Below are 11991 nucleotides of genomic sequence, written 5' to 3'. Positions count from 1 at the left end.
GATTATTTCCACCGGGATGACGATCTCCGCTGCCTTGCGAATCAGGCCTGCTTGCAACGCCCACAGTGCGGCAAGGTGAAAGAGTACGACGCCACCAGCGATGACGGTGTTTCGGGACAAGCCCAGCGCGGTTGGCGGTGAAGAAAAGCGGTCAGACACGATCAACCATTCGAGAGCGCGCACGCCAAAACGTGCCCGCGATGCAGCAGAAACCGCGATTTACTTGCGAAATATCCACCAGACCGAGCCGGCCACGAAAATCAGGCTGCCACCGAGTGCCGAGAAGAGTTCCATGCTTTGCTTTCCGAAATGGAATTAGCAAGCTGGATCGACTGATGCCCGGTTTCGCGGTTCAACGCGGCGACCGGATGCGATGCGCTGCACTGCGCGACGACATCTCGCGCGCAACCTTCACACTGACCACACTGGGTGGCTACGCCGAGTTCGAACTGCACTTCATCGAAGGTCATGCCAGCGCGCGCATGGCGTGCGATGTCACGATCAGAGACTCGGCGGCAAACGCAAACGATCATGGCGGTGAAGCGGCAGATTGGCTGGCTGTTGAAGGAGCATGATTATAAATACGAATCTCTCGCATTTGCAATCGCTATTGGTCAATAGCTCGAACCCTCGTCCGGGCCCTCAGGCTTTCAATACACATCACGCCGATAGCGGCCTTCGCGCGAAAGCGCATTGACTTCCGCGTCGCCGAGGATTTGCCTTAGCGCCGAATCCACGCCCGACGCCATGCCTTTCACGCTGCCACACACGTAGATCGCCGCGCCGCGCTTAACCCAGTTCGTCAGTTCGTCGGCGTGGCGCAGCAACCGGTGCTGAACATAGAGTCGCTCGGTCTGATCGCGCGAAAAAACCATGTCCAGACGCTGCAAATGACCATTGACCTGCCAAGCCTCAATCTCCGCCTGACAGAGAAAGTCGTGCGCAGCGTTGCGCTCGCCGAAGATCAACCAGTTGTCTGCCGTAGCAGCGGACGCTTTCCGGCTGGCAGCGATTGGAGACGCGGTATCGATTGCGCCCTGTGGATCTCGCGCTCGCAGGTGGCTGCGCAGGCCGGCAAGGCCAGTTCCATTACCGATGAGGATGAGCGGCCGATTGGCGTTGCCCTCGAGCCGAAAACGCGCGTGCGGCCGAAGGCGCATCGCAACCGTGTCGCCGATCAAGAGAGTCGAGGTCAGCAAGCCCGATGCCGCACCCAGCGTGCCATCGGGGTGTTGCTCTTGCCGCACCATCAATTCGAGCTGACCATCGATGGCGATCGATGCGATGGAGTAGTCGCGCAGCCTCCCGGCATCGCCAGCAAGCTGAATCTGCACGAGGTCGCCGGAACGCCAGTCCGCAACAACGCTGCGCGGCGGTCCGAACGCGAGTTGATAGATCGGCGCGCCAGCGCTGCCGGCGTTCAACAGCACTCGCGAGACAAGCTGCCAGGGAGCGAACAGGCTGGTTTCACCGGTTGCCGCGCCACTCGGAGTTGTTTCACCTGAGCTGACCGCGTCGTCTGTAGCCGGGGTTCGCCAATGCGCCCGCCATTGGGCCAGGGCCGCCGGATCTCCGTTGTCGACATCGATGCGCGCCACCATCGGTCGGGCGCCGGTGCGTGTCAGCCACTTGTCGATGTCTCGCCCGAAGCCGCAGAAATTGTCGTAGCCACGGTCGCCCAAAGCGAGGACGGCGTAGCGCAGCGCCGGCAGTTTCAGCGACAGGCCCATCACTTTCTCGGCGAAGACGGCGGCGCCATCCGGCGCATCGCCTTCGCCATAGGTGCTGGCGATAACGAAGGCGCGTTTTGCGCTTTCGAGCGTCGTCGCATCGACCTCGTCGAGCGGCAATACACGCGTCGACGTGCCGGCGTCGTGCAACCAGCGCGCGGTTTCCCAAGCGATCGATTCGGCTTGCCCGGTCTGGCTGGCGAACAGGACCAGTGCTGGTTCTGTGGTTCCATCGCCGGCCAGCGCTTGCGCCGCGAGACGCTTTGCAGCGTGCCGTCTGCGCTGCCTGATGAACACCGCCGAACACAACGCGGCGTAGCCCAGCAGCGTCGCGCCTGCGCCCACCGTGCGGACCAACATGTCGCTCATTGCGCCAAGGTATCGCGTGAATTCCACGCCGAGCTGGCGCGCACGTCCAGCGCGTCGGTGCCCCGGCAAACGAATCGTGCGGCGATGTCGCCCGTCTCCGCAAACGCCATGCCGTCGACGGGCCCGAGAACCGTGAGCACTGTCGCCAGTGCGTCTGCTTCCATGCAGGACCGATGCAGCACGGTCACCGCAGCGAGTTCGTTTGAAACCGGCTCGCCGCTGCGTGGATCGATGGTGTGCGACCAGCGCCTGCCGTCGCGCTCGCGCGTGTGCCAGCGGTCGCCGGACGTTGCGATGGCAAGGTCGTTGAGTTGCACACGTTGCGGCGTGCCGTCGGTTTCGGAAAGCGACGAGTCGATCATGACTTGCCATGGACGACCGTCTGGTCGCCGTCCGGCGCCGCGGAGTTCGCCACCGATCTCCATCAGAAAGTCATGCAGCCCGATTGCGTGAAGCGACGCAACACAATGGTCGACGGCAAAGCCTTTTGCGATGCCTGAAAAATCGAGCGCCAAGCCGCCCGGCTGGAGCAAAGTCGCGGTGGCCGCATCGAAGGCAAGCCCTTGCCACCCGGTGCGCGCGCGTGCCTCGGCGACTGCCTCGGCCGACGGAACGAATGCCGCTGTCGACTCGTCCGCGTCCGGACCGAATGCCCAACAGCCAACGAGCGCGCCGATCGTGGGATCGATTGCGTTGCCGCTGGCCTCGGCCCACCGTAGCGCGCACACCAAGACATCACGAAACTCCCGGGCGATGGTGTGACGCGAGCCTGCGGGCGCCGCGTTGAATCGACTGATGTCCGATGCGGATTCCCAATGACTCATCTGGGCGATCACGCGCGCCAGTGATTCGTCGATAGCAGAACGCACTTGCGGCAATGGAAGCATGCGCGGGTTGTCGAAACGCAGCGACCATGTCGTGCCCATCGTGCGACCGCCCAGCTGCTGCAGGCGCACCGGGTCCGCTCGGCGCGGCACCGCGAGATTGGCATAGCCGCCGGCACGCCAAGTGGCAAAAGAAGGCGCCGCAGAGCGAGCCGGCGCGTCTAAGCTTGAATGAGCAAGGTCGCGATGCACGTTCAGGGCATGACTTCCAGCGTCGCCGCGTAGCTCAGACGTCGTTCTTTGGCTTGCGGCACGGTGGTCTTATTGTCTTTGGTGCTGGCGTCGAGCCAGTACATGCCGGCCATCGGCCAGGTCACGGTGAACTGACCTTTGGCGTCGGTCTTGATCTTCGTTTCCTGCAGCTTGTCGCGATACTGCGTGTTGCCGGCGGTCACCGTCACTTCGAGATCCTTGGCGGGCTGGCCGTCGAGGTTCAGCGTGAAGCTCGTCTTCTCGCCCTTGACGAGATCGGTCGGACTTCCGGTCGAGATGAGTTCCAGTCCTTGGCCGATCGGCTTCAGTACAGATGGCTTGCCGACGGTAACGAAGGTTTCGATGCGGCCCGTAGATTGCGAGATGACCACATCGGTCGCGTCGGCCGGGACTTCCTTGGCGATGGTTTCGGCCGTGCCGCGCGCCCGTTTTTGCGCACCGGCCTTGTCTTTCCAGGAAGCGAACGCGCCCGAATTGATGACCGCAATGCGGTAAGTGCCCGGCTGCGCCACAGCGACGTCGAACACGGTTCGTTGCTTGAGCTTGGCTTCGTTCTCGGGTTTGATCGTGCTGCCGTCCGGCGCTGTGATCAAAAGACCGTCAAGACGCAGCGGAGCGTGGTTAGCGACAAACAGATCGTTCGACACGGCAGCATCGATGCTGACCACGTCGGCCTTTGAAAAGACAGTGGTCGAAGGCAGTAACCAGGCGTTGTGCGCTTGGGCCGTTCCGAGCACGGTGGTAAGGGCGAGGGCCGTGGCGGCGGTCGAGAGAACGGAAATTTTCATAGCTGACTCCGGTGACTGAGAGTGGATCGATCAATCTTGACGTTTGCCCGAATCACGGTTTGAGTTGAAGAGTAATTTCGCCCAGCTCTTCCTTGCCCGTTGCCACCATGGGCTGTGAGGAATTCGGCGGCCACTGGAACGGGATGCTCACGACTTCGCGCCCACCGGCTTCGCGTGCGGCTTCGACCACCAGCTTGTATGAGCCCGCAGCGAGCTTGGGCATCGCACCCGTGCCTTCGGTGAAGTTGAGTTGTTGTTTGCCGACCGGCTTGGTGGCGCCCGTGATGCCGTCGGCAGGCACTGCGAGCTCTCGTCCACCGCGGCGCCACCACTGGCGCAGATCTTTCAGCCACTTGGTGCCTTCGCCTTCGGGGTTGTTGGTCTTGGTGCGCACGTCGTACCAGACCGCGAGCGTGGCTTCGAGCGAATTGTCGGCACGTTCGATCCACGCGGCAACGTAAGGGCGGTGGTATTCCGACCCGCTAAGGCGCGGCACCTCGATGTTCACGCCCAAGCCGCCAGCGAGGGCCGGGGCGGCGAACAGGACCGAAGCGGTGAGCGGGGCCAGGGCATAGCGAAGTTGCACGTAAAACCTCTTGGAAAGGAGTCAATGAATAAAGAGCAGCGCAAGCACCACAGGAATGACGAAGCCCATGCCGACCATCGGCCAGGTGAACGGTCGGTTGCCCGCGTGCATCTTGAGAATGAACAGGCCGGTGATCGAGAAGACCAACGCGGCGCCTGCAAAAATGTCGATGAACCAGCTCCACGCTTTTCCGGTGTTGCGGCCTTTATGGAGATCGTTCAGATAGGAGAGCCAGCCTCGGTCGGTGCGCTCGTATTCGGCATCGCCGTCGGTAAGGCTCACACGCAACCACGCATCGCCACCGGGACGGGGCAGCGATAGATAGATCTCGTCATCGGACCATTCGGCGTCGCGGCCCGAGGTGTCGACCGCAAACTGTTTCTGTAGCCATGAATGCAGTTCGACCGGCATGGGCGCTCTGCCTTTGCTCGCTTTATCTGCCTTGACTACTGCGGTTCGACTTTCAAGCCTGGACTGCAGTGCCGCGTCGAGCTTCGCGTGGCGATTGGTGACGGCCGGCTTGGCTTCGATCTGGCCTGCGTGGTTAAGGGTGAAGCCAGTCACACTGAAAAGAATCAACCCGATCAGGCACATCGCCGAACTCACCCAGTGCCACTCGTGCAGTGTCTTGAGCCAGTAGGCGCGTCGGCGGTTGTCAATGGCGGAGGAGGGGACTGCTGCTGTCATCGGAGGCTGCAATTCTATCCTCACAAATGAGAATGAATACTATTTACGATAGCGTTTGGGAGGCAGATTTATGGTGGGGAGAATGGCTCGCATAGCCCCGCCTGATTGCCAGCGGAGCTATCGAATAGATAGCAAGGTAGCTTGGGTAAGCGGCAGGTAAAGCCAAAAAACAAAGCGGGGCCGAGGCCCCGCTTTGTTGTCGAGAAAATGCCGCCTTATTCGTGTTGGCCCATCTGGCTCTGCAGGTAATTTTGTAGTCCAACCTTGCCGACCAGATCGATCTGCGTTTCAAGAAAATCAATGTGCTCCTCGGTGTCGTCGAGGATTTTCTGCAGCAGATCACGCGAGACATAGTCGCGTACCAATTCGCAATGTGCGATGCCGGCCTTGATGGTCGCTTGCGCTGCGGTTTCTGCACCGAGGTCGCAGTTCAACAGCTCTGGTACGTCTTCGCCAATATTGAGCTTGCCGAGGTCCTGCAGATTGGGCAAGCCGTCGAGCATGAAGATGCGGTCCATCAGCCAGTCGGCATGCTTCATCTCGCCGATCGATTCTTCGTATTCCTTCTTGGCCAGCTTGTCCAGACCCCAATGCTTGAGCATGCGGTAGTGCAGGAAATACTGGTTGATTGCAGTGAGCTCGTTTTTAAGCTGAGCCTGCAGGTGTTCGATGACTTGTGGGTCGCCCTTCATGATCTTTTCCTTTTTCTGAAGGGGGATTGTCAGAGGTTGAAGCCCGTCGGGGCAAGCAATTCCATGCTTCGCCGCGTCTGAACGCGTGTGATGCTGATACACGTTCGCGTTGGCACGCGGTCGTGCGTGAACGAGCCCTTGCCGGACACTCCGAGCTTCATAGTGGCGCGCAATCCTTGGAATAACCCATAGCTATAAGTTCAGCGCTATTGGTAGTTACACTAGTGAAAGGCTCTCTATGAGCTGTCTTTTTTACCAGCCACCAAGGAAAACAGTATGTCTTTGATCAATACCGCGATCGTCCCCTTCAAGACCCAAGCCTATCTCAACGGCAAATTCATCGAGGTATCCAACGAGTCGCTCAAGGGCAAGTGGTCGGTGCTGATTTTCATGCCGGCTGCGTTCACCTTTAACTGCCCAACTGAAGTCGAAGACGCGGCCGACAACTATCCTGAATTTCAGAAGTTGGGTGCAGAGGTTTACATCGTGACCACCGACACCCATTTCTCGCACAAGGTTTGGCACGACACCTCGCCTGCCGTTGGCAAGGCCAAGTTCCCGCTGGTAGGTGACCCGACGCACGTGCTCGCCAAGGGCTTTGATGTGTATATCGAAGAAGAAGGCTTGGCTTTGCGCGGTACCTTCGTGGTCAACCCGGACGGCATCATCAAGACCGCTGAAGTGCACTCCAACGAAATCGCCCGAGATGTGAAGGAAACACTCCGCAAGCTCAAGGCCGCTGTGTACACCGCTGCACATCCAAATGAAGTCTGCCCCGCTAAATGGAACGAAGGCGACAAGACCATTGCGCCGTCCTTCGACCTCGTCGGCAAGATTTAAGCACCAACCTGCGCCCGAGCCCGGGCGCGTTTGCTCCCGGGCTTTTTTGTTTCTACAGAAGTTCGTTCTTAAAGAAGTGAATTCGTCATGCTCGACACCGCCACCAAAGCCCAACTGAAAAGTTACCTCGAACGTGCGACGCAGCCGATCGAAATCGTCGCCTCGCTGGACGACAGCAATGCCTCGGGTGAGCTGTTGTCGTTGCTGAAGGACGTCGCTGAATCGTCCCCGCTCGTCAAGCTGACCGAGAGCCGCGACGACAGGCATCGCAAACCCTCTTTCTCGGTGAATCGCCCGAGCGAGAACCACGGTCCGCGTTTTGCCGGCTTGCCGATGGGCCACGAGTTCACGTCGCTGATCCTGGCCCTGTTGCAGATCGGCGGCTATCCCCCCAAGGTCGAGCAAGCCATCCTCGACCAGATCAAGGCGCTCGACGGCGATTTCGAATTCGAGATCTACGTTTCGCTGACCTGCCACAACTGCCCCGACGTCGTGCAGGCACTCAATCTGATGGCGGTGCAGAACCCGCGCATCCGCACCACGATGATCGAAGGCGGCACCTTCCAGGACGAAGTCAAGGAGCGCCAGATCATGGCCGTGCCGACCGTGTTCCTGAACGGCACCGAGTTCGGCCAGGGCCGCATGACGCTCGAGGAAATTCTCTCCAAGATCGACACCAGCGGCGTGGAGCGTGAAGCGAAGAAGATCGACGCCAAGGACCCGTTCGACGTGCTGATCGTCGGTGGCGGACCGGCTGGTGCCGCTGCCGCCGTGTACGCAGCGCGAAAAGGTATTCGCACTGGCGTTGCATCCGAGCGATTCGGAGGTCAGGTGCTCGACACCCTGGGCATCGAAAACTTCATTTCTATCAAAGAAACCGAAGGCCCGAAGTTCGCCCACGCACTCGAGGAGCACGTTCGCAATTACGACGTCGACATCATGAATTTGCAGCGCGCCAAGGCACTGGTGCCGGGCAAGGAATTCATCGAGGTGCAGCTGGAAAGCGGCGCGTCGCTGAAGAGCCGGTCAATCATCATTTCAACGGGCGCTCGCTGGCGCAACATCAACGTGCCCGGTGAGCACGAATTCAAGAACAAGGGTGTGGCGTACTGCCCGCACTGCGACGGCCCTCTCTTCAAGGGCAAGCGCGTTGCGGTGATCGGCGGCGGCAATTCGGGTGTTGAAGCGGCCATCGATTTGGCGGGTATCGTCGGTCATGTGACTCTCATCGAGTTCGACACGGCACTGCGCGCAGATGCAGTGCTCGTGCGCAAGCTGATGAGCCTGAAAAACGTCGAGGTCTTCACCAATGCGCAGACCACGGAGATCACCGGCGACCAAAAAGTCAATGGTCTGCTCTACAAGGATCGCGTATCGGGTGAATTGCGCACGGTCGCGCTCGAAGGTGTCTTCATCCAGATCGGCCTCGTGCCGAATACCGATTGGCTCAAGGGCGTGGTCGAACTGTCGAAGCACGGCGAAATCATCGTCGACGCACGGGGGCAGACTTCGGTGCCCGGCGTGTTCGCTGCCGGCGATGCAACGACGGTGCCGTTCAAGCAGATCATCATCGCCGCGGGTGATGGTGCAAAGGCTGCGCTCAGTGCGTTCGATCACCTGATTCGAACGACGGCACCGGTCGAGGAAGAATCTGCGCAACCGAAGGTCGCTGTCGCCGCCTGAATGCGACAAGCACTCCTAGCAGGAAGCGCGGCGGTCTGAGCGGCTAATAGACGAGTCGTTCGGGCCGCAGTTCCTGAAGGATCGTGGTCGCGATTTCTTCGATCGACTTGGTGGTGGTCGACAGCCAGCGAACGCCAGCACGCCGCATCATCGCCTCTGCTTCACTTACTTCGTGCCGGCAGTTCTCGAGGCTTGCGTAACGTGAGTTCGGTCGGCGCTCATTGCGGATTTCAGCGAGGCGCTCGGGCTGGATCGTAAGCCCGAACATCTTCTTGCGATGAGGCAGCAGCGCTGGCGGCAGCTGGCGCCGGTCGAAGTCTTCCGGAATCAGCGGGTAGTTGGCGGCTTTGAGGCCATGCTGCATGGCCAGATAGAGCGATGTCGGCGTCTTTCCGCTTCGGCTCACACCGACCAGAATGACATCCGCGCCTTCGAGGTCGCGATTGCTCTGGCCATCGTCGTGGGCCAAGCTGAAGTCGATCGCTGCGATTCGCGCGGTGTATTCCTTGCTCTTGCTTACATCGCTGAAGCGCCCGATGCGGTGATTGGACTTGACGCCCAGCTCGATCTCCAGTGGGCGCACGAAGGTGCCAAACATGTCGAGCAGCATGCCCTTGCTGCCGGTTTCAATCACCTCGAGCACCTCCATGTTCGCCATGGTGGTGAAGACGATCGGCCGTACGCCCTCGATCTCCGCCGTATGGTTGATTTGCCTGACAGCCTGGTGCGCCTTGTCGACCGTGTCGGTAAAGGGCAGCCGAACGTGGCGCGGCTTCATTTCGAACTGGGCCAGAACGGCGTTGCCGAAGGTTTCGGCAGTGATGCCGGTGCCGTCGGAGATGAAGAAAACGGTACGGGTTTGCATGATCTGCGGCCTTGTCCTGCGGCGCGTACAACGGTGCCACGCCTACAATTCGGCCCATTATCGGGAATCTGCTTCCCGCTCTCCACACATCCCATGCAGAACGCCTACGCACCCAGAGCAACGAGAACGATCGTGCTGAGTCGACTGCATGCGGCACCGGTTTTAACTTCTGGAGCTTCCCCATGTCTGAACTATTCGAAGCGACCGCCCTGGTCGTACCGTTCGAGAATCTGAGAATGACCGACGTCGAGTCGGTGGGCGGCAAGAACGCCAGTCTCGGCGAGATGATTTCGCAGTTGCCTCAAGGCGTGCGCGTACCGACCGGTTTTGCGACCACAGCCCACGCCTTTCGCGAGTTCCTGGCTCATGACGGACTGGCCGGCAAGATCAGCGCTGTGCTCGCCAAGCTTGACACTGAAGACGTTCGCGAGCTGGCCAAGGTCGGCGCGGAGATCCGGTCGATGGTCGAAGCTCAGCCATTTCCCGACAACTTGCAGAGAGCCATCGGCGACGCCTTTGCCACGCTGAGCGCGGGCAACCCGCAAGCCAGTTTTGCCGTGCGTTCGTCGGCAACGGCCGAAGACTTGCCCGATGCTTCCTTCGCTGGACAGCAAGAAACCTTCCTCAACGTGGTCGGTGTCGAAGACGTGCTGCACAAGATGAAGGAAGTGTTTGCCTCCCTCTACAACGACCGTGCGATCAGCTACCGCGTGCACAAGGGATTTGCCCATGACGTGGTGGCGCTGTCGGCTGGCGTGCAACGGATGGTGCGTTCTGACCTGGGCGCGGCGGGCGTGATGTTCACCATCGACACCGAGTCTGGCTTCGAAGACGTGGTGTTCATCACTTCGAGTTATGGGTTGGGTGAAACGGTGGTGCAGGGCGCCGTCAATCCCGACGAGTTCTACGTGCACAAGCCGACCTTGCGTGCCGGCAAGCGCGCGGTGATCCGCCGCAACCTCGGCTCGAAGCTGATCCAGATGGAATTCGCCAGCGCCGATGAGAAAAAGGCGAGCGGCAAGTTGGTCAAGACGACCGACGTGCCTACCGAACAGCGCAACCGCTATTCGCTGACCGATGCCGACGTCGAGCAACTCGCCAGGTACGCGCTGGTCATCGAAGAGCACTACGGTCGCCCGATGGACATCGAGTGGGGCAAGGACGGCACCGACGGCCATCTGTACATTCTGCAAGCGCGGCCTGAAACAGTGAAGAGCCAGCAGCAAGGCAAAGCCGAGCAACGGTACAAGCTGCTGGGCAAGGGTGCAGTGCTGGCCGAAGGCCGCGCGATCGGCCAGAAGATCGGCACGGGGCCAGTTCGCCTTGTCTACAACATCAGCGAGATGGACAAGGTCCAGGCTGGCGACGTGCTCGTGACCGACATGACCGACCCCAACTGGGAGCCGGTGATGAAGCGCGCAGCCGCCATCGTGACCAATCGCGGCGGGCGCACCTGCCACGCCGCCATCATTGCGCGCGAGCTCGGCATTCCGGCCGTCGTTGGCTGCGGGGACGCGACGGATCTGCTGAAAGAAGGAACACTCGTCACTGTAAGTTGCGCGGAAGGCGATACGGGCTTCATCTACGACGGCTTGCTCGAAACCGAAGTGACCGAGGTCGAGCGCGGCACGATGCCGGACATCGATCTGAAGATCATGATGAACGTCGGTAACCCGCAGCTTGCTTTCGACTTTGCGCAACTCCCGAACCATGGGGTCGGGTTGGCGCGGCTCGAGTTCATCATCAACAACAACATCGGCGTGCACCCTAAGGCGATCCTCGACTATCCCAACGTCGACAACGACTTGAAGAAGGCCGTCGAATCGGTGGCGCGAGGCCATGCGTCGCCACGCGCTTTTTACGTCGACAAGGTGGCCGAAGGCATCGCCACCATTGCCGCAGCCTTTTGGCCCAAGCCTGTGATCGTGCGACTGTCTGATTTCAAGTCGAACGAATACCGCAAGCTGATTGGCGGTTCGCGTTACGAGCCGGAAGAAGAGAACCCGATGCTCGGCTTCCGAGGTGCCGCTCGCTACATCAGCGACGATTTCCGCGAAGCCTTCCTGATGGAGTGCGAAGCGTTGAAGCGGGTGCGCAACGAGATGGGCCTGGTGAACGTTCAGATCATGGTGCCGTTCGTGCGCACGCTGGGTCAAGCCGAGCGCGTGACCGGCCTGCTGGCAGCCGAAGGTCTCAAGCGCGGCGAGAACGACCTCAAGATCATCATGATGTGCGAAGTGCCAAGCAACGCCATCCTGGCGGATGAGTTCCTGGAGTTCTTCGACGGGTTTTCCATCGGCTCGAACGACCTGACGCAGCTGACGTTGGGACTGGACCGCGATTCCGGCCTGGAGCTTTTGGCGGCCGACTTCGACGAGCGCGACCCGGCGGTCAAAGCCATGCTGAGCCGCGCCATCAAGGCATGTAAGGCCCAAGGAAAATATGTCGGCATTTGCGGTCAGGGTCCGAGCGACCACCCGGACTTCGCGATGTGGCTTGCTGAGCAGGGGATCGAATCCATCTCTCTCAATCCAGACAGCGTGATCGACACATGGAAGCAGCTGGCGGCCCGCTGAGCCTGCCAGGCAGCGCGCGGCTGTTGCGCCTGTGCTGCCAATTTATTCACACTGCTGACGCAATGCCCGCGTCAGTTT

General features: G+C 60.4%; 11 protein-coding genes and 1 pseudogene. 3 read left to right on the top strand and 9 right to left on the bottom strand.

Going from position 1 to position 11991, the window contains the following annotated elements; genetic code table 11:
- From QN397_RS16550 to bfr, 8 genes and pseudogenes are all read right to left on the bottom strand, one after another.
- A pseudogene (locus tag QN397_RS16550) lies at window positions 1-165 on the bottom strand (energy transducer TonB); the annotation flags it as partial.
- 95 nt (window positions 166-260) lie between these two features.
- Window positions 261-533 (bottom strand): (2Fe-2S)-binding protein, encoded by a 273-nt coding sequence (locus QN397_RS16545; RefSeq protein WP_323496293.1) that lies wholly within the window; start codon window positions 531-533, stop codon window positions 261-263.
- A gap of 117 nt (window positions 534-650) precedes the next feature.
- The gene (locus tag QN397_RS16540; protein WP_323496294.1) at window positions 651-2099 is read right to left on the bottom strand and encodes a sulfite reductase subunit alpha; all 1449 of its coding nucleotides are present in this window, start codon (window positions 2097-2099) and stop codon (window positions 651-653) included.
- On the bottom strand, window positions 2096-3076 hold the full coding sequence (locus QN397_RS16535) for an FAD:protein FMN transferase (protein WP_323496296.1): 981 nt from the start codon (window positions 3074-3076) through the stop codon (window positions 2096-2098). Before QN397_RS16535 ends, QN397_RS16540 begins: the two co-directional genes overlap by 4 nt.
- A gap of 101 nt (window positions 3077-3177) precedes the next feature.
- Complete coding sequence (locus QN397_RS16530) at window positions 3178-3984, bottom strand: DUF4198 domain-containing protein (protein ID WP_323496297.1); 807 nt, start codon at window positions 3982-3984, stop codon at window positions 3178-3180.
- A 52-nt stretch (window positions 3985-4036) separates the two neighbouring features.
- Window positions 4037-4570 carry a DUF2271 domain-containing protein gene (locus QN397_RS16525; RefSeq protein WP_323501426.1) on the bottom strand — a complete coding sequence of 178 codons (534 nt, stop codon included), beginning with the start codon at window positions 4568-4570 and terminating at the stop codon, window positions 4037-4039.
- Between the two features lie 21 nt (window positions 4571-4591).
- Window positions 4592-5257, bottom strand: a complete 666-nt coding sequence (locus QN397_RS16520) for a PepSY-associated TM helix domain-containing protein (protein ID WP_323496500.1) — start codon at window positions 5255-5257, stop codon at window positions 4592-4594.
- Between the two features lie 215 nt (window positions 5258-5472).
- Window positions 5473-5949 carry a bacterioferritin gene (gene bfr, locus QN397_RS16515; RefSeq protein ID WP_323496299.1) on the bottom strand — a complete coding sequence of 159 codons (477 nt, stop codon included), beginning with the start codon at window positions 5947-5949 and terminating at the stop codon, window positions 5473-5475.
- A gap of 276 nt (window positions 5950-6225) precedes the next feature.
- Between bfr and ahpC the strand changes: the two genes are divergently transcribed.
- Complete coding sequence (gene ahpC, locus QN397_RS16510) at window positions 6226-6789, top strand: alkyl hydroperoxide reductase subunit C (protein ID WP_323496300.1); 564 nt, start codon at window positions 6226-6228, stop codon at window positions 6787-6789.
- 87 nt (window positions 6790-6876) lie between these two features.
- Window positions 6877-8472, top strand: coding sequence for an alkyl hydroperoxide reductase subunit F (gene ahpF / locus QN397_RS16505; protein ID WP_323496301.1), 1596 nt, complete (start codon window positions 6877-6879; stop codon window positions 8470-8472).
- Window positions 8473-8515: 43 nt separating this feature from the next.
- Here ahpF and QN397_RS16500 read toward each other — a convergent pair whose 3' ends face one another.
- Window positions 8516-9337: a pyruvate, water dikinase regulatory protein gene (locus tag QN397_RS16500; RefSeq protein ID WP_187052590.1), complete on the bottom strand. Its 822-nt coding sequence runs from the start codon at window positions 9335-9337 to the stop codon at window positions 8516-8518.
- 182 nt (window positions 9338-9519) lie between these two features.
- Here QN397_RS16500 and ppsA point away from each other — a divergent pair, with 182 nt between their 5' ends.
- On the top strand, window positions 9520-11913 hold the full coding sequence (gene ppsA, locus QN397_RS16495; RefSeq protein WP_323496303.1) for a phosphoenolpyruvate synthase: 2394 nt from the start codon (window positions 9520-9522) through the stop codon (window positions 11911-11913).
- Window positions 11914-11991: the final 78 nt, after the last annotated feature.

The sequence above is a fragment of the Variovorax sp. RTB1 genome, assembly GCF_035018765.1.
GTDB lineage: Bacteria > Pseudomonadota > Gammaproteobacteria > Burkholderiales > Burkholderiaceae_C > Variovorax.
The sequence above is the reverse complement of the archived record's forward strand: the minus strand, read 5'-3'. Positions and strand labels throughout refer to the sequence as shown.